This is a genomic window from Natronomonas sp. (assembly GCF_046483325.1).
Lineage (GTDB): Archaea > Halobacteriota > Halobacteria > Halobacteriales > Haloarculaceae > Natronomonas.
Genome location: NZ_JAWODL010000009.1, coordinates 23338 through 45951 on the forward strand (window position 1 = coordinate 23338; position 22614 = coordinate 45951).

Genomic DNA, 22614 nt, shown 5'->3' on the forward strand with positions numbered 1-22614 from the left:
TCGTGCGTATGGGCGCTGAGAATCAGGAGCCGATGGTTCGGCCGGCCGATCCACCGGGCGATCCGTCGCCGTTCGAACGGCAGTCTGGTGAGACCGTCTCGGAGTACGTCGATCTCGCGTCGGATCTCGACGAGTCCGTCTCCGGTGCCGTTCGGTTCGACGAGTACGCGCAGATACTGTACGCGACGGACGGGAGCATCTACCAGGCGCGGCCGGCCGGCGTCGTTTACCCGAAAGATATCGACGACGTTCGCGCGGCCGTCGAGGTCGCCGTCGACCACGAGACGCCGATCCTCCCGCGCGGTGCGGGGTCGTCGCTCGCCGGTCAGACCGTCGGTCCGGGCTGTGTCGTTCTCGACATGTCCCGACACATGGACGGGCTACTCGAGGTCGACGCCGAGACACAGCAGGCTCGGATCCAGCCGGGGATCGTGCAAGACGACCTCGAGGACGAACTCACCGACGTCGGATTGAAGTTCGCACCAGACCCAGCCTCCTCGAACCGCTCGACGGTCGGCGGCGGGATCGGAAACAACTCCACCGGGGCACACTCCGTCCGGTACGGTATCACGGACGCCTACACCGAGGAAGTCAAAGCGATTCTCCCCGACGGCTCGCTGTTGCACGCTCGCGAGATTGTCCTCGACAGCGAGGAGTACGACGAGATCGTCTCGAAGGACGACCGCGAGGCCGAGATCTACGAGACCGTCCGTGGTCTCGTCGAGGACAACGAAGCGGAAATCGAGGCCCGGTACCCGGAACTCAAACGGCGCGTCAGCGGCTACAACCTCGATCGGGTCGTCTACGAGAACGACGGCGGCGAGGAGGTGATCAACCTCTCGAAGCTCTACGTCGGCAGCGAGGGAACGCTCGGCGTTATCGTCGAAGCGACCGTCGGCCTCGTGACCGTCCCCGAGGAGACGGCGCTCGCGCTGTATTTCTTCGAGGATCTCGTCGACGCAATGAAAGCCGTCCCCGAGGCGCTCGAATTCGACGTCAGCGCAGTCGAATTGATGGACGACGAGGTGTTCCGTCTCGCCGCCGAATCCGACGGCTACAGCGAGTACGCCGAGCCGATTCCCGAGGGGACGGCGGCGGCACTCATGCTCGAGTACGATTCGGAACTGCACGACGACTTCGAGGCGGCCATCGAGGCGACGAACGCCCACTTCGTCGAGGAGGGCGACGCCTTCGACGTCCTCGAGGCGTACACCGACGGGGATCAAAAGGACATCTGGTCGCTCCGAAAAGCCGCGATTCCGCTGTTGATGGGGTTACAGGGCGATCCGAAACCCTATCCGTTCATCGAGGACGCGACGGTGCCGCCGGAAGAACTGGCCGAGTACGTCGTCGGTTTCGAGGAAGTGCTGGAGGACCACGACACGTCGGCCGCGTATTTCGCACACGCGGGGAGCGGGACGCTTCACATCCGGCCGATCCTGAACCTCAAAGATGAGGAGGGGATCGAGAAGATGCACTCGATCACCGACGACGTGACGGATCTGGTGTTGAAACACCACGGCGCGTTCTCCGGTGAACACGGCGACGGGATGGCCCGGACCGAATTCAACCCGAAGATGTACGGTGAGGACCTCTGGAACGCGTTCAAGCAAGTCAAGACGGCATTCGACCCCGAGTGGTTCATGCATCCGGGGAACGTCGTCTACCGCGACAGTTCCGAAGACTTCGGCCCCGACAACCACCGCGGCGTCGGCGCAGACATGCGCGAGAACCTTCGGTACGGGTCAAGCTACCAGTCTCTCGAGCCGCAAACGAAGCTCGATTTCTCCGACGAGGGCGGATTCTCCCACCTCGTCGAACTCTGCAACGGCTGTGGGACCTGTCGGCAGACCGATGAGAACACGATGTGCCCGACGTTCCGAGCCTCCCGCGAGGAGGTTCAGACGACCCGCGGCCGCGCGAACACCCTCCGGGCGGCGATAAGCGGCGAACTCCCCGAGGAGGAGATCTACTCCGATCGCTTCCAAAAGGAAGTGCTCGACCTCTGTGTCGGCTGTAAGGGGTGTAAATCCGACTGTCCGACCGGCGTCGACTTCGCGAAACTGAAAGCCGAAGTCAAGTATAAATATCACGAGGAGGAGGGGACGAGCCTCCGTTCGAAACTGTTCGGCAACGTCGACCGGGTCAACTCGATCGGCAGCGCGCTCGCCCCGGTTTCGAACTGGGCGCAGAGCCTTCCAGGCTCGGATCTGATCGCGGAGAAGGTACTCGGCATTGCTCCCGAGCGCGACCTGCCGAAATTCTCGAACGAGACGCTCGTCGACTGGTTCGAATCCCGCGGGCCGAAGGTCGCCGAAGCCGACGCCGAGGACACCGTCCTCCTGTTCCCCGATACCTACACGAACTACAACTACCCCGAACCGGGCAAGGCCGCGGTCGAACTGCTCGAAGCGGCGAACGTCCACGTCCGCGTCGCCGTCGGTGAAGTCGCCGCGAGCGGGCGGGCGGCCTTCTCCATGGGGCTGCTCGACGAGGCCGAACGGCGCGCACAGACGAATCTCGACGCTCTGCTGCCGTACGTCGAGGACGGCTGGTCCGTGCTCTTCGTCGAACCGTCCGACGCCGTGATGTTCCAAGACGAGTACGTCGACCTGCTCGACGACGACCGCGTGCAGGACCTCGCCGTCGCCGCCTACGGCGTCTGTGAGTACCTCAACACGTACCGGGTCACCGACGACATCGAGTTCGACGCGTCCGACGAGTATCTAACGTATCACGGCCACTGCAACCAGAAGGCGCTCAACCGCGATCACCACGCCGCCGCGGCGCTGTCAGCGGCCGGCTACGAGGTCGACGCGCTCGATTCGTCGTGCTGTGGGATGGCCGGCTCGTTCGGCTACGAGGCCGAACACTACGAACTCTCGAAGGCGATCGGGGAGATCCTCCACGAGAAAGTCGAAGAGAGCCCCGGCAGCGAGATCGTCGCCCCCGGTGCCTCCTGTCGATCCCAGCTCGGAGACGACGATTTCGTGGGCGAAAGACCGGCTCACCCCGTCGAGAAGCTCCGCGAAGCGCTGGCCTGAATACGGGTCCACGGTATGAATTCGCTTTTCCCGAGACGCCACGCTTTTAGCCCGATCGATGCCTATCCGAGGGTATGCCCAGATCACGCGAGGAGTTCGACGACCTCCGCGAGTTCGAATTTCGAGATCCGGTGGAGGTTCTCGACGCCGAGCAGTTGTACACCGTCTACGAGATCGCCCGTTTGCTTCAGGGGCTCGCCCCCGACACCGAACTCGACCCCGCGACCGAGGACATTCTCCTCGATTGGGCGATCCCATGGATGCTCGACCACAGCGAATCGTTCGTGTTCGCCGAACCCGAGGCTGACGACGAACCGGGGTACTACGGTCTCCGATGAAACTGCTCGTCGCCGGTAGCGCCGAAGTCGACGCCGGCAAGACGACGTTCACCACGGGTCTGATCGAGCGGACGGGGATTCGCGGCTTCAAGCCGCGCGCCGGGAACGGCTACTGGTACGATCAGGACGACTACCGACGCGCCGTCGAGGAGAAGCGGCTGTACGGAAAAGACGCGCGGAAGATCGCCGCGGCGAACGGGGACGTACGCCCCGAGGCGATCAATCCGATCCATCGGTTGTGGCTGCCGACGCCCGGGCGCGGGAAGGGGATCTTGGGCCGCGACGGACGGCGTTTTCTATTCGATCGCGTGACGCGTGATTCGGAGGATACCTACGTGATCAACGGCAAAACGGAGATTCCGCCGGCGGCCGAACGGGCGTTCCCACTCGCTCCGGCATTGAGCGTCGAGTCGCTGTCCGAACTGAACGAACTGATGGCCGAGCGTCACGCGCCAGCGCTCGACGCGCTCGCCGAGGAGATCGAAACGCGCGACGGCGCGATCGTGGAATCCTACGCCGACATCGCCCGCCCGCTCTCGGCGTTCGCTCCGGACGCCGTCGCGGTCGTCGAACCGCGTCGGTGCCGAATCTACGACGGCGAGCGGTACGCGAAAGCCTGCGACGTGGCGAGCGGAAGCGCCCACGAGGGCAGACTTGAGGAGCGGGTCGAGTCGGTCGTCGGGCTCCTCGATCCGGACGATTCACTGACGTTACCGGCGCTGTCGAGCGAGGAACGAAGCGATCGGGCAGTCATCGCGGACGCGTACGAGGAGGCCTACGATGCGCTCCTCGCGGCAGTCTGAGGGTGAAAGCGACGGTCACGTGCGGTCCGGTTCGACGCTCTTAAATAGCTCATTCCCGTCGCTGCAAACGAGACAGGCGTAGCCTGTTTCACGCCGTAGTAGCTCGTAAGGCTGAAACTACGGAGGTGAACGATGGCAGATTCGATAGAGGACGCAGTATCCCGCGCACTAAGCGATGCACCCGAGCGGAACTTCCGCGAGACGGTGGACCTCGCTATCAACCTGCGCGACATTGACCTAGCAGATCCCAACAACCGGGTGGACGAGAGCATCGTCCTACCATCGGGTACGGGCCAGGACACGCGTATCGTTGTCTTCGCGGAGGGCGAGACCGCCCTCCGAGCCGAGGACGTCGCAGACGAAGTACTCGACAGCGACGACCTCGAAGACCTCGGAGACGACGACGACGCGGCGAAAGACCTAGCTGATGAGACGAACTTCTTCATCGCGGAGGCCAACATGATGCAGAACATCGGTCGCTACCTCGGGACCGTACTCGGTCCCCGAGGGAAGATGCCGACACCGCTGCAGCCCGACGACGACGTCGTCGAGACGGTCAACCGGATGAAGAACACCGTTCAGGTCCGCTCCGGCGAGCGACGCACGTTCCACACGCGCGTCGGCGCCGAAGACATGAACGCCGACCAGATCGCCGACAACATCGACGTCATCCTACGCCGATTGTTTACGGACCTCGAGAAGGGTCCCCAGAACATCGATTCGGTGTACGTGAAGACGACGATGGGTCCGTCGGTGGAGGTGCCCGCATGAGCGCCGAGGCGGAACGCAAAACCGAGACCATTCCGCAGTGGAAACGCAAGGAGATCGACTCGATCGTCGAGTTCCTCGAGACCTACGGTTCTATCGGCGTCGTCGACATCACGGGGATCCCGAGTCGCCAGTTGCAGGACATGCGCCGTGAACTCCACGGAACCGCGGCCCTGCGCGTCTCGCGGAACACCCTGATCGAACGCGCGCTCGAGGACGTCGACGACGGGCTCGAAGACCTCGTCGAACACGTCGAGGGACAGATCGGGTTGATCGGGACGAACGATAACCCGTTCGGGCTCTACCAACAGCTCGAAGCCTCGAAGACGCCCGCACCGATCAACGCCGGGGAAGTTGCCCCGAACGACGTCGTCATTCCGGAAGGCGACACCGGCGTCGATCCCGGACCGTTCGTCGGCGAACTCCAGACGATCGGGGCCAACGCCCGGATCGACGGCGGTTCGATCAAGGTCGTCGAGGACTCGACCGTGCTCTCCGCCGGCGAGGAGGTCTCGGCCGACCTCGCGAACGTCCTCGGCGAACTCGGGATCGAACCCAAGGAGGTCGGACTCGACCTCCGCGGCGTGTTCTCCGAAGGCGTGCTGTTCTCGCCCGAGGAACTCGATATCGATATCGACGAGTACGTCGCGGACCTCCAGTCGGCATCCAGCGCCGCACGCAACCTCTCTATCAACGCCGAGTATCCGACGACGCGGACCGCGCCGGCGATGCTTGCGAAGGCGGCCGGCGAAGCGAAATCCGTCGGCCTGTCGGCGGCGATCGAAAGCCCCGATCTGGCCGACGATCTCGTCTCGAAGGCCGACGCGCAGGTTCGCGCGCTCGCAGCCGCGATCGACGACGAGGAGGCGTTGCCTGAGGAACTCCGCGGCGTCGAGGCCGCCGCTCCTGCGGAGGAGTCGGCCGACGACGATGACGACGCGGACGGCGATGCCGACGCAGCAGACGAATCGACTGAAGAAGACGACGCCGAGGACGACGCCGACGACGGCGGCGACGCGCTCGGTAACATGTTCGGGTGACTACCAATGGAATACGTTTACGCAGCACTCATTCTGCACGAAACTGACGAAGAGATCAACGAAGACAACCTGACCGGCGTGCTCGAAGCCGCCGGCGTCGACGTCGAAGAATCCCGCGTTAAGGCGCTCGTCGCCGCGCTGGAGGACGTCGACATCGAGGAGGCCATCGAGACGGCCGCCGCGGTTCCGGCAGCCGGCGCCGGTGGCGCTGCCGCGGGCGACGCGTCCGACGAGACCGACGACGAGGCCGAGGAAGCCGAGGAAGCCGAAGCCGAGGAAGACGAAGAGGAAGACGACGGCGACGACGGCGGCGAAGGCCTCGGCGAACTGTTCGGCTAGACGCGGTACTCGACGCTTTATCCTCGTTTTATTTTGGGGTCCGTAGCGGTGCGGCTCCCCCCGACGAAGACGGTCTCAGCCTACGAATCTCTGTACCTCCCGCTGTTGCGGTTGTCCCGGCGTGTTCGTGGCTTCCAGAGACGCTCGCACTACACCCGAAGCTTCACAACCGAATGTGGAGTATCCACGAGACGGGATGGTTGAGATCGTCGACTCGCTCTTTCTCCGTTTCCTCGTCGCCTTCGGAATCGGGGCGCTCATCGGACTGGAACGAGAACAGGCGGAGTCCGGCGGGATGTTTGCGGGCAGTCGCACGTTTCCGCTCTTTGCCCTGATCGGTGCCATCGTACAGGCGTTTTTCCCTGGACTGCTCGCCGCGACGTTGCTCGTCATCGCCATCCCACTGACGGTCGCGTACGTCGCGAAGGTCCTGACCGAAGGGGACATCGGACTCACGACGTTGGTCGCTGCCGTCCTCACCGTCCTTCTCGGGGCGATAACGGTCTCCTCGGAGCGCGGGACACTGGTCGCCATCATCGTCGGCGGGGTCGTTACCGTACTCCTGTCCGCGAAGCCAACGATCCATAGGATCGTCAATCGAATCGACGAGCGCGAACGCCGCGCCTCGCTCAAATTCATCCTCGTCGTGGTGGTCGTTTTACCACTCCTGCCGGATCGTGAGATCGACGTCCTGTACGGGCTCAATCCGCGGTTCATCTGGCTCATGGTCGGGTTCGTCACCGGGTTGAGCTTCGTCGCCTACATCCTGAGCCGGATCGTCGGCGCCAAACGCGGGATCGCCCTGACCGGTATTCTCGGCGGGTTCGTCTCCTCGACCGCGACGACCGTCTCGATGTCCGAACGAACGCGAGAGAACCCCGATATCTACAGAATCGGGACGTTCTCGATCGTCGTCGCGTCGATCGTTATGTTCCCCCGAGCACTCATCGAGGTCGCCGTCGTCAACCCGACGCTACTCCCCCAACTCCTCGTTCCACTCGGGGCGATGACGGGTATCGGAGTTCTCATCTCGGGGGTCGTCTACTGGGACTCACAGGCGGAGCCGGAGACCGAGGCCGATCTCAAGAACCCGTTCCGACTCCGTCCGGCGCTGTTTTTCGGCGCCGTCTTCGCGGTCGTCCTCTTGGTGTCCCAATCGGCTCACTCGGTCTTCGGCGTTTCGGGGATCTACGCGACGGCGTTCCTCTCGGGGCTGGCCGACGTCGACGCGATCACGCTCACGCTGAGCGCACTCGAAGCCGAAGGCGAGATCTCCGCCTCGACGGCGACCACCGGTATCGTCATCGGTGCGATCGCGAACACGCTCACGAAGGCCGGGCTCGCATGGCTGTTGGGAACCGCGGCCCTCGGCCGACGAGTGACGGTCGCCCTCGGGGCCGTTTCGGCGCTCGGCATCCTCGTCGTCGTCGTCCTCTGATCCGCCGGTAGGACCGCAGGTGTGGCCTCACGACGCGAAGCGATCGCCCGGCAGCGGTTCGAGATCGTCGTCGATACCGCACGGTATTTTCACGTCCCTACGATGGGTACCGAGACGTTCCAAGCCGTTGAGAACGAGTCCCCTGATACTTGTGATCTCACATCGAATTCGAGCGTGGAGGTTCCACAGATGCCAATTCAAGATCTTGCCCGGGAAAACGTCGTCAAAACAGGTCCCGAAACCCCGGTCTCGGAACTCGCCCAGCAGATGCGAGACGAAAACGTCGGGAGTGTGGTGATCGCGAGCGATAACAGTCCGACCGGAATCGTCACCGATCGCGATCTGACGACCCGCATACTCGCTGAAGAGGTGAATCCGGGCGATCAGACTGCCAACGATGTCATGTCGACGGACTTGTGTACCGTCGCCCCCGAGACGGGCTTTTACGAGGCTGCAGAGGCGATGAGCGAAAACGGTGTGCGTCGCTTGCCCGTTTGCGATGAGAACGACGAACTCGTGGGAATAATCACCGCCGACGACCTGACCGAACTCCTCTCGGACGAAACCCAACAGCTGGCGTCGGTCATCCGGGCACAACGACCCGAATACTAGCGGCAGCGCGCGCGTAGCGGGCTTCAGACTCGATTTTTGGGCGATCTCGGGGACCGTTTCGATCGTCAGCGGGTCGCTTTGATCCCGACGAAGGACCCGTCGCCGTAGCCCGAGTCGATAGGCTCCGGTTCGTCGATCTCGTCCGGCCAACGGTAGATCGTCTGCACGGACTCGAACGCGGAGAATCCCGCTGCTTCGAGCTTCTCGACGAGTTCGTCGGTCGAGACGAACACCGCATCCCGGTAGAACGGGTTTTCTGACTGTTTTTCCTGATACATCCGACCGACGGGGCTGTCTTTGTCGATATATCCGATGACGAGCGCCCCATTCGGGCGCAGAATCCGTCGGGCCTCAGCCAGCGTCTGGGCGATATCGTCGACGAAACAGATCGTCGTGACGATCAGCGCCGTGTCGAACGTCCCGTCGTCGAACGGCAGGCGTTCGGCAACGCCCCTGACGACTTCGATATCGCGTTTGCGAGCCAACGAAAGCATGTCACTCGCCGGATCGATGCCGACATGCATTCCCAGAGGAGCGGCGAACCGGGCGCTCCCGACGCCGATTTCGATACCGAACCCCGGCTGTGGGATCAGTCGCCTGAGCGCTTCGACCTCCGATCGGTAGGCCTCTTCGTGCGCGTCGAACCATTCCTCGTATCGTTCTGTGTGTCGTTCGAACGGTTGTGATTTCGGCATAGTGTTCGTTCGACCGACAGCCTCTTACGAGTACTGACGGCCGTGGACGGGATTCCGAACTCACGGGAAATGTCTCGCAAATCTTAGCCCCCGCCGCGCGGTCGACGTCGCCGCGCAGTCGCGAACGAGGGATATCCTCGCCAAGCCCTCTCCGTTCACCCGCGCCGGTTAGCACGGCCGATCGTCGTGGCCATGGTTTATATATCACGACGCGACCACTCCCTCTCGATGGAGGTGACACTCGCGCCGCGGGCGACCGCAGTTGCGCTTTGTTTCGTCGCCAGCGGTATCGCGCTCGGCACGATCAGCGGACTCGCGCCGGGACTACACGCGAACAACATGGCGCTGCTGTTGGCGGGCGTCGCACCGTCGATTCCGGGACCACCGCTGTACGTCGGGATGGCGATGCTCGCGGCTGGCGTCGTCCACACGTTCCTCGAAATCGTCCCGACGCTCGCGCTCGGTGTGCCCGATCCGGCGATGGCGATCGCGGCGCTCCCCGGTCACCGCCTCGTGATCGAGGGGCGCGGTCGGGAAGCGCTGCGGCTGTCGGCGCTCGGAAGCACCGCAGCGGTCGTACTCGCGGCCCCGCTCGCGATTCCGATCACCCGCGCGATGATTCGGCTCTGGCCGACGCTTCAGGCGAACCTGCCGCTCGTCCTCGGGTGCGTCGCGTTGACGCTGGTCGCGACCGAACGCGGTGTCACGTCCAAACTCGTCGCGTCGATCACCTTCAGCTTGAGCGCGCTGTTGGGGCTCGGCACGCTCGATCTCTCGCCGGAGGCACCGCTCGCGGCTGGAGGGATGCTCGCGCCGCTTTTCGCCGGACTGTTCGGCGCGCCGGTACTCATCGACGCCATCGGCGGCGACGGTGTGCCCCCGCAGGATGGCCCGGAGATCGCGGCCTCGAAACGGAGCGTTCTGGGGCTGTCGGGGCTCGGTACCGTCGCCGGTGCGATCGTGGGCTACGTCCCGGCAGTCTCGAGCGCCGTCGCGGCGACGCTCGCGCTTCTCGCGGTCCCCGGGCGGTACGGCGCGCGCGGATTCATCGTGGCGACCTCTGGGGTCAATACGGCCAACACGATCTTCGCCCTCTTCGCGCTCGTCGCGCTTGGATCGCCTCGAACGGGCGTTCTCGTCGCGCTCGAATCCGCGTCGGTGCCGCTTTCGATACCCCACTTACTCGTCGCAGTCGTGATCGGAGCGAGCGCCGGACTTCTCGGCGTCGTGACGCTCGGTGATCGGTATCTGGCGGTCGTCGGACGGCTGGATCCAACTCGGCTGTCGATCGCGTTGCTCTGTGCGCTCGCCGGCCTCGCGTACCTGTTCGCCGGCCGTCTCGGGATCGGAGCGTACGCCGCCGCGGCCGTCGTCGGACTCGTGCCGGCGCGGTTTCGTGCCCGGCGAGCGAATCTCATGGGGGTGCTCATCGGGCCGATCATCGTCGGATAGCGGCCGGACTCGACGAGGTGGTCACAGCCGATACGTCGGGCCGTCGTCGGTGTCCTGCACCTCGACGCCTAGCGCTTCGAGACTGTCGCGCAGGTCGTCGGCCCGCTCGTAGTTGCCCTGCTCGCGCTCGCGCGCTCTGAGTTCCAGAACCAACTCGACGAGTTCACCGGCGAGGGTCGCCTCGCCATCCGCGTCCCCGTCGAAGCCGAATCCGAGGACATCCTCACCGAACTCCTCGAACGTCTCGATCGACGCTTTGAGCCCGCGATAGTCGTACTCGTCGGCCTCGTCGAGGTGTCGGTTGGCCGCGGCGGCGAGATCGAACAGCGCCGCGAGCGCTTTGCGGGTGTTGAAGTCGTCGTTCATCGCCTCGGTGAACTCCGTTCGCGTCTCTTCGGCCGCCCCGCGGAGTGGGGATTCGACGTTCGTCCGTGCGTCGGGTCTGTCGGCGGCCGAGGTGATTCGATCGTAGGCCGTCTCGAGTCGATCCCACCGCTCGAGCGCCTCCTCGATCGCGGCCTCGCTGTAGGTCTGCGTCGAGTTGTACGAGGCCGAAACGAAGAACATCCGGAGCGGGTTGACGCCGAACCGCTCGACGGCCTCGCCGACGGGGATGAAGTTCCCGAGACTCGATGACATCTTCTCGTCGTCCATCTGAAAGAGGTCGGCGTGCAGCCAGTAGCGGGCGAACTGCTCGCCGGTCGCCGCCTCGCTTTGAGCGATCTCGTTTTCGTGATGCGGGAAGACGAGATCTCTGCCGCCCATGTGGATGTCGATCGAGCTATCGAGGTGCGTCATCGACATAGCCGAACACTCGATGTGCCATCCGGGTCGTCCCTCGCCCCACGGCGAGTCCCAGGTCTGGCCCGACGGCGCGTCGCAGTCGTAGTCGCGATCGGGCTTTCGGTGCTCCGTGATCGCGCTCTCGGAGACGCCGTCGGCCTTCCACAGGGCGAAATCCGACGGATGTCGTTTCTCCGAGCGCTCCTCCTCGACGCCTTGGGCCTCGACGTCTTCGATCGACTGATTCGAGAGCTTCCCGTAGTCGGGAAACTCCGTCACGTCGAAGTAGACGGACCCGTTCGATTCGTAGGCGTACCCGCGGGCTTCGAGGGTCTCGATGAGGTCGATGATCTCCGGGATGTGTTCGGAGACGCGCGGGTACACCTCGGCGCGTTTGAGATTGAGCGAGCGCATATCCGCGAGCAGTTGTCGGATGAACGTGCGGGCGACGGCGGATTCGTCGTCTCCGAGCGCTTCGCAGTCACGGCGCTCGCCGATGCGGGCCACGATCTTCTCGTTCACGTCGGTGATGTTCTCGACGTGACGGACGCCGTAACCGAGGTGCTCGAGCCACCGGTGGATAACGTCGACGTGGACCCACGTGCGAGCGTGTCCGAGATGGGCGTAATCCGACACCGTCAGGCCACAATAATACACGAGGACGTCGTCGGGATCGGCCGGTTCGAACTCCTCGCGTTCGCCCGAGAGCGTGTTCGAGAGGCGGAGCGTCATTGTCGGAGCCTCGCTTGGCGTCGGTTTCAATGCGTCGCTTGCGGGTTCGAGAGCGCGTCTTCGACGAGTCGGACGGCGTCGGGTCCCGCGCGGCGTTCGACGACGACCGCGATGTGGCCGTCGGTGCCGGCGGCGGCGACGGACTCGACATCGGCCGTACGGAGTCGACCTAACACCGCTTCGAGCGCCGACGTTTCGAACTCGCCCGCGGCGACGATTGCCGTCAGGTCGCCCCCGCTCGCAGCGAACACCAGGTCACCGACGGAGATGACACCCTTCGTCGCCTCTGTATCGTCGACACTCGTGATCCCCGACTGCATCGAGACGCTGACGCGGCGAGTCGTCCGTTCGAGTTCGCCGATTTCCTCCGCGTACCGGCGGAGAGCGGCCGCGACAGCATCGATTTCGCCGACGTCGAGAAACCGCGCGGCGGCGGTGTAGTTGACGATGTTCGCTCTGAGGGCGGTGTGCAAGAACGGATGGTTGCGGACAGCGGCCCGCGTCTCGGCGGCGACGGTCATATCCGGCGCGTCGCCCGCGATCTTCAAGGGGTTGTCGGTCGTACGTGAGGCGGACTGCCGTCGCCACCGCGGTCCCGGGATTTCCCGAAGGCCCTAAGACCGTCGTCGCCTACTGATGACACATGCAAGCGCTCGTTATCGTCGCCCACGGGTCGCATCTCAATTCCGACGCGAGCACCCCGACGTACGACCACGCTGACACGATCCGGGAGACCGGCGTCTTCGACGAGGTCCGGACGGGCTTTTGGAAGGAAGAGCCCTCGTTCCGCGAGGTGCTCCGAACCGTCGAGAGCGACGAGGTGTACGTCGTGCCGCTTTTTATTTCGGAGGGATATTTCACCGAGGAGGTCATCCCCCGTGAACTCCGACTCCATGGCTGGGACCTCGACGAGTGGGACTCCGACGGCACAAGTGCAACACACGCCACCTTCGAAGCGGCTGACGTCGGAAAGACGGTCCACTACTGCGGGCCCGTCGGTACCCACGACGCGATGAGCGACGTGATAGTCAGACGCGCCGAAAGCGTGACCGGTGATCCCGAGGTGGGTTCCGGATTCGCATTGGCTGTCGTCGGCCACGGCACCGCACGTAACGAGAACTCCGCGAAAGCCGTCCACCTCCACGCCGACCGGATCGACGAGATGGGGCGCTTCGAGGAAGTGAGGGCGCTCTTTATGGACGAAGATCCCGAAATCGACGATGTGACCGACTTCTTCGAGGCGACCGACATCGTCGTGGTCCCGCTGTTCGTCGCCGACGGCTACCACACCCAAGAGGACATCCCCGAAGACATGGGGCTGACCGACGATTATCGGACCGGCTGGGAGACGCCAGCCGAGGTCGATGGGCACCGAATCTGGTACGCCGGCGCGGTCGGCACCGAAGCGCTCACCGCCGACGTGGTCATCGAACGGGCGGCCGACGCCGGGGCGGACGTAGGAAACGCGATCGAGGATATCCGACACCGAACCGACGGCGAAACGGCCGATACCAAAGTGGAGGCGGGTGACTGACGTGAACGACGAGCAACTCGACGCCCTGGTGTCGGCGGCCGACGAGGGCATCGAGCGCGATGGATTGGTGGTCGCCCGAGACGGGGACGGCTACCGATTCGAGACGCCGGGGACGACACGGGCCGGCCTCTCGGAGTCCGAACTCCGACCGCTGGCGTCGGAGAACCCCTGGTTCGTCTCGAACTGGTATTACTGGGAGCGAACCGATCGTTCAGACACCGAACGGACGTTTCTCAGATACCTCGAGGACGCGGACGAACGCGCCGTCCCCGATCGGTACGAGGCGCTCGCGGACGGTGCGGTCGTCGCGTCGTGGGGACAACTTCGGATCGATATCGGACTCGCCTCGGACGGAAACAGAACGTACACCGTGCGAAACGAATCCGACGCCGACAAGCCGCCGGAATCGCTCGACGTGCTGACCGACCCGCTCGACGCCCGGGAACTCGTCAAAACCGACGACCGGGGGCGGTACCGGCCGCTGAAAACCGCGCCGACGCTGCCGACCGGTTGGGCGTTCGTCGACCTCGACGGCCGGTCGCTCGCCGAAACCGTCGAGTACGTCTATCCGGCTACGATCGCCAACTGGCATCTCGAACGTCGGGGGGAGTTGGACGTGAGTCACTGGCGCGAGACGATGGAGCGACAAAGCGGCATCTACGGCGTGATCAAGACCTGGGACCGCGGCGAAGGACACGAACACGTCGAGTTGGTCGCCGAGGCCTGCTGTGCGGACAGTCAGTGTCTAAAGCGCCGCGAGTGGGAATACGACGAGGACACCGAACTCGGCGTCGACGGCGGCGACGGGCGGTTCCCCTGCCGGGAACCCTGCTCGCTCGTCGTCACCGCCGCCCGGAAGTGGACGAAACTCGAAGCCGAACAGGAACGAACGTACGAGTTCGACCTGACGCCGAGCGAGAAAGCACAGGTCGAAGCGATCATCGACGCGGTCGCCGACGGCGAGGCCGACGACATTCGCGAAGCTGACATCTACCGAGGAGCGAACCGCTATCGGGCGCGGTTTCTCAGAGCGAAGCGATTCGACGACGAAGGGCGACTGTGCGGCGTCCCAGCCGGCGAGGACTAACCGAGTAAATAGTACGCGGCCGCCGCACAGAGGGTGGCGGCGACGATCGCAAGCCCCCCGACGAGGATATCGATGCCGCCGCCGGTGAAGACCGCGCCGATGGCGAGCAGTACGGCGACGCTCCCGAGAACGACGACCGGGACGATCCTAGCCAACGGCGGAAGCTCTGGGTCGGGATCCCGGTTCGGTTTCCCGAGTTCGGGATCGACTCGGACCGTCCCGTTCGCCGCCGTCCGGTCCAGCGTGACGTCCACGTAGTGGGTTTCTTGACCGTGTCCGACGACGACCTTTAGCTTGCCGCGGACCGTGTCGCTCGGCCACCCCGAGGGATCTCTCGTCTCGACGGTGATCGTCCGGCTCTCCCCGGCGTCGACGTAGTGGTTCGTCGCGCCGATCCGAGCGATATCCGAGAGTCGGTCGTCGAGATTGAGGTGGACGTGTGCCGCCTCGCCGTGGTTGTGTAAGCTGACGTCGAACGGCCCGCTGGCTTCGAACTTCGTCGGGACTGCGAGCGTGTGTAGCCCGTCACGGTTGACCGCGACGGCGAGCGAATCCGTCACGTGGCGACACACTCCCGGTGAGCTTAAAAAGTATACTGTCGGCGGTTACGCCGTCGCCTCGTCGCGCATGTCCGGCGGCAGGAGATTCGGAATGCCGTCCTCGATCGGATACTCCTCTCCGCACTCGGTGCAGACGAGCCGTCCCTCGAGGATTTCCTCGTCGTCCTCCCTGATCACTTCGAGTTCGAGCTCGGCCTTGTCAAGCGGACAGCACAGAATGTCCAAAAGCGTCTCTTTCATACCCTCGTCTGCGGCGGCGGCGATCAAAAGTATGGCGGGTCCTCCCGCAGCGCCGAACGAGCACTCGGACCCGATGACTGCTACCCGTCAGCTACTATACCGTGTCGGACCAACCGACGGCCGTGACCGGCGGTACCTACACGCTCTGTATCGAACTGCGACAGCGCGCGACGATCGAGATCGGTGCGCTCGGCGAACACCCCCTTCCGGCGGGTACGTACGCCTACACCGGCAGCGCTTTCGGATCCGGGGGATTCAGTCGCGTCGACCGCCACTACGATCTCGCGGCCGGCGCGAGCGAGACCCGACACTGGCACATCGATTACCTGCTCGGGCACGAACACGCCTCGATCGCCGGGGACGTTCGGACGCCCGATGCGGATATCGAGTGTGCCGTTGCGGACGCGCTGCCGCCGGCTCCCGCTTCGGGCTTCGGCTCTTCGGACTGTGAGTGTTCGTCGCATCTCGCCTACGACGAGGACGGCGGACGGCTTCGCGAGGCCGTCGCTTCGGCGCATCGCCGTGCGAACACTGACGACTGATCTCACGCACGCGCTGCGGACGTGACGTATATTCCCGCGAGAACGACGAGTCCGCCGGCGATCGTCGTCGGACCGGGCGCTTCGGCGAGTAAGAACAACGCGAGGATCGTCGCCCCGACGGGTTCGCCGAGCAGCGAGACGCTGACTACCGAAGACTCGACGTGCTCGAGCGCCCAGTTGATCACGGTGTGGCCGAACAGACCGGGGCCGACCGCGAGGGCGAAAAACAGGAGCCACTCGCGGCGGTCATAGCCGGCCAGCGGGAGTCCCTGCGCGACGGCGACGACGAGCAGCGTGAGCGCACAGGCGGTGTAGACGACGAGTACGTACGGAACGACGGCGACCCGCTGGCGGAGCGAGCGACCGACTAACACGTAGATGGCGGCCATGAACGCCCCGAGGACGGCGAGGCCGTTTCCATAGAGTGGTCGGGATCCCTCGATCGCCCCCCCTGAGAGAAGTTCACCGGCCGACATCGCCGCCATACCGACGATCGCGACGGCGATACCGATCATCTTCCGGGTCCCGATACGCTCGCGCAAAAAGAGCGCCGCACCGACGGCGACGAAAAGCGGCTGCGATTGAACCAGCGTGACGCTCGCGGCGACGCTCGTCCACTCGAGGCTCTCGAAATACGCCGCAAAGTGGATGGCTAATGCCGCGCCAGTTAGCGTTGCGACGAGTACGTCCCGCGGTTCGAACGCCGAGAACTCCCCACGGTATCGAGTGAACACGAACGGGGCGACGAGAAGCGTCGTCAAGCCCACTCGATAAAAGGCCAACACGACCGACGGCGCGTCGCTCCATCGGACGAGGATCGCGCTCGTCGAGACAGCCACCACGGCGACTGCCAGCGCGACCACGGGCGGCGTCCTCGCTTCGAGGGCGTCGAGCACACGACCGCTGCGACGGCCACCGGCAAGTCGGTTTCGCAACGGAAACCATCGACGTGTCGGGCACCGTCGCCGGTGGTGTCGGACTCTCGCGATTCGGCACGGGGCCGGTCTCGATTCTCGGCGCCGTCGAACCGGTTTCTACGGTCGTACTCGTCGTGTGACGCTGTCGGTCGTCCGTAGAACCGCCATACCTATTTTATGGCGCGTCGAATGCTCACAAGTGTCAATATCACACGCTTGCTCGGAGGGTACGTTGAATGAGCGATGACCGATCGCGTCCCACTATCGGTCCGGTCGAGGTCGTTTTCTTAGCTCTCACTTTGTGTCTCGCCGGTATCCACATGTATCTCGCGCTCTTCGACCCGACCACGGTGGGTAACCGCAGCGGGCAGTTCCTGCTCATCGCTCTCGCGTTCCTCGCCGGCTTCGTCGTTCGACTGACTCCGCTTTGGCATTCACTGTTGTACCTTTTGGGGGCCGCTTTCGCCCTCTTTCTCGGTGCGCTCTGGCTACTCGGTGGGACAGAGCGGTTCACGATCGGCCTCGTAACCGGGGCAGTGGCGAGCGTGTTCGTCGCCTTGGCGCTGTATCTGTTCGTTCGCGAGGAGTTTACTGCCGTGGAGGCCTGAGGCGGATCCCTGTGTCGCTTTAATACAACTGTATGCGGATCACGTCGGTTTCTCCAAGAGCCTCTTCGTCGTCCGGTGGCGGTCACGGAACATCGGTTCGAGTCCGATCCGTCCCAGCGGCGACAGAACGCGGCCGATCCGTCCGCCGGGCAGTCGGTACTCGACGTGATCGACGACTACCGTCTCGTCCCCGTCGGCGAAGAACTGGTGTGTGTGCTCCCACGCTGCGAACGGTCCCGACTCCATCACGTCACGAAACATGCCGGATCCATCCTCCAGTGTCCGTTCAGTGATGGCTGAAATCATTCGCTGTCTCGGACCGACGCCGAAGGGTTGAACCGAGAGTTCGATCCGGGAGCCGGCGTCGAGTTCGTCGGGATCGGGGTCGCCGTCGGGGCCGGTGACGTCCTCGACTTCGAGGTGCATGAACTCGGGCGTCAGCGCTTCGAGTCCGTCCGTGGTCGAGTGAAACGCCCACACCTCCTCGAACGGGGCCTCGATGCGCGTTTCGCGGCGATACGTGGCCATACAGACGCTACGGGGGCGGCGGGCAAAACTGCGTGGGTGGCGGAGACGGTCGGCGATCCGCGGTTACTTGAGTCGCTCTTGGAGAAACGATGGGTGTGCTGCCTCGACGCCCTCGATCGAGAGGATCCCCTCACGGATGATCTCGCCGACTTCGCCCCCGTCGGCGGCTCTGACTTCGGCCATCAACATGTGGTCGCCGCTGGAGGTGTACAGCGACTCGACGGCGTCGAGTTCTTTTAGCTCCCCGGTGACTTCGACGTAGCGTTCGCTCGCGACGTCGATTCCGACCAGCGCGATCGACGTGCCCACGAGCTTTTTTGGGTCGATGTCCGCCGAGTACCCAACGATGACGCCCTCCGATTCGAGCTTTTGGATGTACTTTCTAGCCGTCGGTTTCGACACGTTGGCCCGCTCCGCGATCTCGGTGTACGAGGCCTGCGCATCGTCTTCGAGGACGGCAAGAATCCGATCCTCGGTCTCCACGCTCATAACGTATGGTTTTACGTCCGTGAAAAAATATCTTCCGAAGTGAAAAAACCAAACCGGCAACTCGGGATCATCGTTTCGACTCCTCGGTTGCGGTGAACGAACCTCGGTCTCGCCGCCTCACGCGGCCGTCACGGGCGGAATGGGGGCACGCTTAAGACGGAGCCACCGACAGCATCGCATGTATGACCCTAGATGACATCGGTCACGTGGCCGTCCTCGGTGCGGGAACCATGGGCCATGGGATCGCCGAGGTCGTCGCGCTCGCGGGATACGACGTGACGATGCGCGATATCGAGACGGAGTTCGTCGAGGCAGGCTACGAGGATATCGAGTGGTCGCTCGAAAAGCTCGACGGGAGCGGACGGCTCGGTGAATCGCCGGACGACGTGTTGGCACGGATCGAAACGACGGTCGATCTCGAATCCGCGGTCTCGGATGCTGACTTCGTCATCGAAGCCGCCCCCGAAGAGCTCGAAATCAAACACGGGGTCTTCGAAGCCCTCGACGAGTACGCTCCAGCCCACGCCGTTTTGGCGTCGAACACCTCGTCGCTACCGATCACCGATATCGCCGCCGCGACCGACCGTCCCGACTCCGTCGTTGGGACGCACTTTTTTAACCCACCCGTCAAGATGGATCTCGTCGAAGTCATCTACGGCGAGCGGACATCCGACGAGACGGCCGAAACCGCCTCAGACTTCGTCGAATCGATCGACAAGACGCCGATTTACGTCCGGAAGGACGTCCGCGGCTTCGTCGTCAACAACGTGCTCGGCCCCTTCGTCGAGGAGGCGGCGTGGATGGTCAGCGAGGGTACCGCCGAGATTCGCGAGGCTGACGCCACGATGGTTCACGAGCGGGAGTACCCGATGGGGCCGTTCGAACTCGGCGATCTCACGGGGATCGACGTCAGCTACCGGGTGCGCGTGGAGGCCGAGCGCCCCGTCCCGCCGATTCTCGAATCGAAGGTCGACGCGGGCGCAATCGGTCGGAAGACCGGCAAGGGGTACTACGATTACGGGAGCGACGACGGTGCGAACTACACTCCTGAGGACGCGTCCGAGGCTTTCGATTGGCTGCGTATCGAAGCGCGGATGAGCAACGAGGCGGCGAAGTTGATCGGCGACGACGTGGCGACGCCCGAGGCCATCGATACCGGTCTGAGACTCGGGGCTGGCTTCCCGGAGGGACCGTGTCGCCGCGCCGACGGGATCGGCCTCGACGCCGTGCTCGAAAAGCTCGACGCGCTATACGAGTCGTACGACGAGGATCGCTACAACGTCTCACCGTATCTCCGAGAGCTGGTCGAGTCCGGACGAACGGGTAAGGCGGCCGGTGCGGGCTTTTACGAGTACGCCGAAACGGACGGCGGCACCGGCACCGAGGAGCGCGGCGTCTTCCACGAGATCGAGGTCGGTGATACCGATGTTACCGACGGTAGAACAATCACGGGCGCCGACGTGACCAACTTCGCTGGCGTCTCGGGGGATTTCAATCACATCCATATGGACGAAGAGCGTATGCGCGAGTCCATCTTCGGCGAGCGGATCGCTCACGGTATGCTCGTGTTGAGCGCCGCGACCGGACTCATCTGGCAATACCGGTCCCTCGAAATGCGCGATGCGGTCGTGGCGTTTTATGGCCTCGACGATCTCCGATTCCGAAAACCGGTCTACACCGGCGATACGATCCACGTCAAGATGGAGGTCGTAGAGACGACCCCCCGGCCGGATGGGCCCGGAAACGGGACCGTCACGTTCGCCCTCGAGATCAAAAATCAGCGCGACGAAGTCGTCATCTCGTGTGAGATGACCTCTCTGTTGAAGTGACGTTCCGTCAGTACTCCTCGTAGGCGAGGGTCATGACCCACTGGGAGAACGCGTCGCTTTGCGGGTCGATTTCCTCGTCGCCGACGAACGGGGAGAGCAGATCACCGGCCATCAGAAGCGAGAAATCGAGATCACGCGGGTCGAGAATGGGCGTGACGTAATAGGTGTTGTGCCCCTCGTAGACCGTCTCGGCTCGCTCGACGAGCTCCATCTCCTCGAGTTTGTCTAGTATTCGGCTCCCCTTTCTCGAATCGACGTCGAGTTCCTTCCAAAAATCGCTTTGGTGGATACCACCGGTCGTCCGTATCAGTTCTAACCCTTCGCGCTCTACCTCCGAGAGATCGGTTTCGGCGGCGGTACTCATCGTGCCGAACTTGACCAGCGAGCGATTTAAATCATTGCTTGTCCGTCCAGTAGGGTGACGAGCACGGTCGTCGAACCCTCCTCGGCTCTATATCGCGAGCGTCCACCGACGCGAGCGTCCGAGAACCAAAGCTACTATTTTTCGGAAGATGGAGTGTGAGTATGTCACGAGAGACCACTCAGATCGATCTTCCGCCGACAGCGTCGCTCTCTGCGATGGTAACGCCGTTCAAAGCCGACGAATCCGTCGATCACGACGCCCTCTCGCACGTTGCTGACTGGACGATCGACCGGGGGATCGACGGCCTCGTCCCCTGCGGAACGACCGGCGAGTTCGCGAGCCTTACACGCGAGGAACGACGGTCGGTCATCGAGACGACGGTCGAGGCGGCCGACGGTCGCGTTCCGGTCATCGCCGGGGCCGCCGCGACGACCGTTCAGGGCGCTTGCGAGTTCGTCGACGACGCGGCGGCGGTCGGCGCGGACGGAGCGTTGATCACGCCGCCGTACTACCACGCGGCGAACGATCCGGCCGGCAATCGGATGTTCTACGACCGGGTCGCCGCCGACAGCGCGTTGCCGATCTACCTGTACAACATTCCCTCGTGTACCAGCGGTCCGTTGACGCCCGAAACCGTCGAGACGCTCGCGTCCAACGAAGCCGTCCACGGGATCAAGGACACGAGCGGCGATTTCAGTACAGTCGAGCGGTTCGTCGCGCGGACGCCGGATTCGTTTCGGGTCCTGCAGGGGTACGACGACCACTTCGTCGGCGCGCAAACGATGGGTGCCAATGGCGGGATCAACGCGCTGGCTGGTGTCTTCCCCGGCGCGTTCGGGTCACTCTGTGAGGCGATGGACGACGGCGACATCGTTCGAGCCAGAGGGATTCAACAGCAAGTCCTCTCGCCGGTGTTCGACGCTGCACTCGAATACGGATTCGCTCCGGCGACGAAGGTTGCACTCTGCGAGCGGAGCGTCCTCGACCGTGCGACCGTCCGTCCGCCGCTCGTTGAACTCGACGAGTCGGAGCGGGCGGCCGTGGCCGAGGTCGTCCAAACGGCCGTCTCGTCCCTCGATTGAGTAGCCCGTTTGAACTCAGACACGCTCGTCGACCCGACGGAACGACGTCTCACACGGCGGGCCGTCGGCGTACTCGAAGACCCGTTCGTCTCCGAGTCTGAGTAGCGACGAGGATCGGGTTCCGAAGCCGTCGTCGTGGATGCAGACACCGTAGTCGTGATCGCCGAGGATCGAGCCAGCCCGTTCGGTCCACTCGGCGGCGGTCTCACCCGCCCTGGGCTGCAGTTCCGCGCGGACCCGCTCGGCGTTCGCCGCTTGCTGGCGGCCGATTTCCGGTCGCCGCTGGGGAACAAACCACTCCCCGTCGAAGCCGACGTTGACGACGATGTGGACGCCCGATCCCAGTCGGTGTATCGCATCCGCTTCGGAATCGTGTGCGACGAGCAGACACCGTTCCTCGTCGGCGATGAGCAGCTGAAACGGCGCGTATTCGCGCGCTTCGAGCTCACCTTCTATCCGGTCGAGTGCTCCCCGGGCCGACCGTGCACCCAGTGCGTCGTCGACGAGTAACCCGCGCGAGCGCTCGCCGTCCCCCGGTACCCAACGGTTGGTGACTGCGACCAACACGCCGTCGGCGTTGTAGCCGATCCACGTCCCGCCCGCGCGCTCGTCCCGCGGGGCGATGATCGGCGGGTCGCCCTCCCGGACGCTCGGCGGGGACGATGGACGGTCGGTCGCCTCGTCACGGTTCGCGGCGACACATATCGGTGCGTCGTCGAAGACGCGCCAGGCGACGATGAGAGTACACACGATTCCGCCTTGGATCGACGGGGGGTTGAATGTTACCCGC

Annotated in this window: 25 protein-coding genes; 15 read left to right on the forward strand and 10 right to left on the reverse strand. The window is 64.1% G+C overall.

Annotated features, from left to right (window positions below; translation table 11 throughout):
• Positions 1-8 precede the first annotated feature (8 nt).
• The 8 genes from R6U53_RS01675 (at position 9) to R6U53_RS01710 (ending at position 8382) form a co-directional block, all read left to right on the forward strand.
• Positions 9-3044 carry an FAD-linked oxidase C-terminal domain-containing protein gene (locus R6U53_RS01675; protein WP_410320643.1) on the forward strand — a complete coding sequence of 1012 codons (3036 nt, stop codon included), beginning with the start codon at positions 9-11 and terminating at the stop codon, positions 3042-3044.
• 74 nt (positions 3045-3118) lie between these two features.
• Positions 3119-3382, forward strand: coding sequence for a DUF5827 family protein (locus R6U53_RS01680; RefSeq protein WP_410320644.1), 264 nt, complete (start codon positions 3119-3121; stop codon positions 3380-3382).
• Positions 3379-4185, forward strand: coding sequence for an ATPase (locus tag R6U53_RS01685; protein ID WP_410320645.1), 807 nt, complete (start codon positions 3379-3381; stop codon positions 4183-4185). Before R6U53_RS01680 ends, R6U53_RS01685 begins: the two co-directional genes overlap by 4 nt.
• Positions 4186-4317: 132 nt before the next feature.
• Positions 4318-4956, forward strand: a complete 639-nt coding sequence (locus tag R6U53_RS01690) for a 50S ribosomal protein L1 (protein WP_410320646.1) — start codon at positions 4318-4320, stop codon at positions 4954-4956.
• Positions 4953-5993, forward strand: coding sequence for a 50S ribosomal protein L10 (locus R6U53_RS01695; protein ID WP_410320647.1), 1041 nt, complete (start codon positions 4953-4955; stop codon positions 5991-5993). The genes R6U53_RS01690 and R6U53_RS01695 overlap by 4 nt, the downstream gene beginning before the upstream one ends.
• Positions 5994-5999: 6 nt before the next feature.
• Positions 6000-6332: a 50S ribosomal protein P1 gene (rpl12p, locus tag R6U53_RS01700; RefSeq protein ID WP_410320648.1), complete on the forward strand. Its 333-nt coding sequence runs from the start codon at positions 6000-6002 to the stop codon at positions 6330-6332.
• Between the two features lie 196 nt (positions 6333-6528).
• Positions 6529-7770, forward strand: a complete 1242-nt coding sequence (locus tag R6U53_RS01705; protein WP_410320682.1) for an MgtC/SapB family protein — start codon at positions 6529-6531, stop codon at positions 7768-7770.
• 189 nt (positions 7771-7959) lie between these two features.
• Positions 7960-8382: a CBS domain-containing protein gene (locus tag R6U53_RS01710; RefSeq protein WP_410320649.1), complete on the forward strand. Its 423-nt coding sequence runs from the start codon at positions 7960-7962 to the stop codon at positions 8380-8382.
• A 65-nt stretch (positions 8383-8447) separates the two neighbouring features.
• Here the strand turns inward: R6U53_RS01710 and R6U53_RS01715 are convergent, their stop codons facing one another.
• A complete protein-coding gene (locus R6U53_RS01715) occupies positions 8448-9077 on the reverse strand; it encodes a class I SAM-dependent methyltransferase (RefSeq protein WP_410320650.1) in 630 nt (209 codons plus the stop codon).
• 228 nt (positions 9078-9305) lie between these two features.
• On the opposite strand from R6U53_RS01715, the gene R6U53_RS01720 reads away from it, so the two are divergent.
• Positions 9306-10529, forward strand: a complete 1224-nt coding sequence (locus R6U53_RS01720) for a tripartite tricarboxylate transporter permease (protein WP_410320651.1) — start codon at positions 9306-9308, stop codon at positions 10527-10529.
• Between the two features lie 21 nt (positions 10530-10550).
• Here the strand turns inward: R6U53_RS01720 and cysS are convergent, their stop codons facing one another.
• Positions 10551-12044 carry a cysteine--tRNA ligase gene (gene cysS / locus R6U53_RS01725; RefSeq protein ID WP_410320652.1) on the reverse strand — a complete coding sequence of 498 codons (1494 nt, stop codon included), beginning with the start codon at positions 12042-12044 and terminating at the stop codon, positions 10551-10553.
• Between the two features lie 26 nt (positions 12045-12070).
• Positions 12071-12565: a hypothetical protein gene (locus R6U53_RS01730; protein ID WP_410320653.1), complete on the reverse strand. Its 495-nt coding sequence runs from the start codon at positions 12563-12565 to the stop codon at positions 12071-12073.
• A gap of 122 nt (positions 12566-12687) precedes the next feature.
• Here R6U53_RS01730 and R6U53_RS01735 point away from each other — a divergent pair, with 122 nt between their 5' ends.
• On the forward strand, positions 12688-13578 hold the full coding sequence (locus tag R6U53_RS01735; protein WP_410320654.1) for a CbiX/SirB N-terminal domain-containing protein: 891 nt from the start codon (positions 12688-12690) through the stop codon (positions 13576-13578).
• Complete coding sequence (locus tag R6U53_RS01740) at positions 13571-14665, forward strand: DR2241 family protein (RefSeq protein WP_410320655.1); 1095 nt, start codon at positions 13571-13573, stop codon at positions 14663-14665. The genes R6U53_RS01735 and R6U53_RS01740 overlap by 8 nt, the downstream gene beginning before the upstream one ends.
• Here R6U53_RS01740 and R6U53_RS01745 read toward each other — a convergent pair.
• Both R6U53_RS01745 and R6U53_RS01750 read right to left on the reverse strand, forming a co-directional pair.
• A complete protein-coding gene (locus tag R6U53_RS01745; protein ID WP_410320656.1) occupies positions 14662-15225 on the reverse strand; it encodes a hypothetical protein in 564 nt (187 codons plus the stop codon). The two genes, R6U53_RS01740 and R6U53_RS01745, sit on opposite strands and share 4 nt — an antisense overlap.
• A gap of 45 nt (positions 15226-15270) precedes the next feature.
• Positions 15271-15465 carry a methytransferase partner Trm112 gene (locus R6U53_RS01750; RefSeq protein ID WP_310676825.1) on the reverse strand — a complete coding sequence of 65 codons (195 nt, stop codon included), beginning with the start codon at positions 15463-15465 and terminating at the stop codon, positions 15271-15273.
• Between the two features lie 122 nt (positions 15466-15587).
• Between R6U53_RS01750 and R6U53_RS01755 the strand changes: the two genes are divergently transcribed.
• On the forward strand, positions 15588-16007 hold the full coding sequence (locus R6U53_RS01755; protein ID WP_410320657.1) for a GIY-YIG nuclease family protein: 420 nt from the start codon (positions 15588-15590) through the stop codon (positions 16005-16007).
• A gap of 2 nt (positions 16008-16009) precedes the next feature.
• Here the strand turns inward: R6U53_RS01755 and R6U53_RS01760 are convergent, their stop codons facing one another.
• Positions 16010-16903: a DMT family transporter gene (locus R6U53_RS01760; RefSeq protein ID WP_410320658.1), complete on the reverse strand. Its 894-nt coding sequence runs from the start codon at positions 16901-16903 to the stop codon at positions 16010-16012.
• Between the two features lie 257 nt (positions 16904-17160).
• Here R6U53_RS01760 and R6U53_RS01765 point away from each other — a divergent pair, with 257 nt between their 5' ends.
• Positions 17161-17532 (forward strand): hypothetical protein, encoded by a 372-nt coding sequence (locus R6U53_RS01765; RefSeq protein WP_410320659.1) that lies wholly within the window; start codon positions 17161-17163, stop codon positions 17530-17532.
• A gap of 39 nt (positions 17533-17571) precedes the next feature.
• Here the strand turns inward: R6U53_RS01765 and R6U53_RS01770 are convergent, their stop codons facing one another.
• Complete coding sequence (locus R6U53_RS01770; RefSeq protein ID WP_410320660.1) at positions 17572-18060, reverse strand: SRPBCC family protein; 489 nt, start codon at positions 18058-18060, stop codon at positions 17572-17574.
• A 63-nt stretch (positions 18061-18123) separates the two neighbouring features.
• Positions 18124-18549: a winged helix-turn-helix transcriptional regulator gene (locus R6U53_RS01775; RefSeq protein WP_410320661.1), complete on the reverse strand. Its 426-nt coding sequence runs from the start codon at positions 18547-18549 to the stop codon at positions 18124-18126.
• A gap of 182 nt (positions 18550-18731) precedes the next feature.
• Here R6U53_RS01775 and R6U53_RS01780 point away from each other — a divergent pair, with 182 nt between their 5' ends.
• Positions 18732-20378 (forward strand): 3-hydroxyacyl-CoA dehydrogenase NAD-binding domain-containing protein, encoded by a 1647-nt coding sequence (locus R6U53_RS01780; protein ID WP_410320662.1) that lies wholly within the window; start codon positions 18732-18734, stop codon positions 20376-20378.
• Between the two features lie 7 nt (positions 20379-20385).
• Here R6U53_RS01780 and R6U53_RS01785 read toward each other — a convergent pair whose 3' ends face one another.
• Positions 20386-20742, reverse strand: coding sequence for a helix-turn-helix transcriptional regulator (locus R6U53_RS01785; RefSeq protein ID WP_410320663.1), 357 nt, complete (start codon positions 20740-20742; stop codon positions 20386-20388).
• 161 nt (positions 20743-20903) lie between these two features.
• On the opposite strand from R6U53_RS01785, the gene dapA reads away from it, so the two are divergent.
• On the forward strand, positions 20904-21824 hold the full coding sequence (gene dapA, locus R6U53_RS01790; protein ID WP_410320664.1) for a 4-hydroxy-tetrahydrodipicolinate synthase: 921 nt from the start codon (positions 20904-20906) through the stop codon (positions 21822-21824).
• Between the two features lie 15 nt (positions 21825-21839).
• Here dapA and R6U53_RS01795 read toward each other — a convergent pair whose 3' ends face one another.
• Positions 21840-22574 (reverse strand): NRDE family protein, encoded by a 735-nt coding sequence (locus R6U53_RS01795; protein WP_410320665.1) that lies wholly within the window; start codon positions 22572-22574, stop codon positions 21840-21842.
• Between the last annotated feature and the right edge of the window lie 40 nt (positions 22575-22614).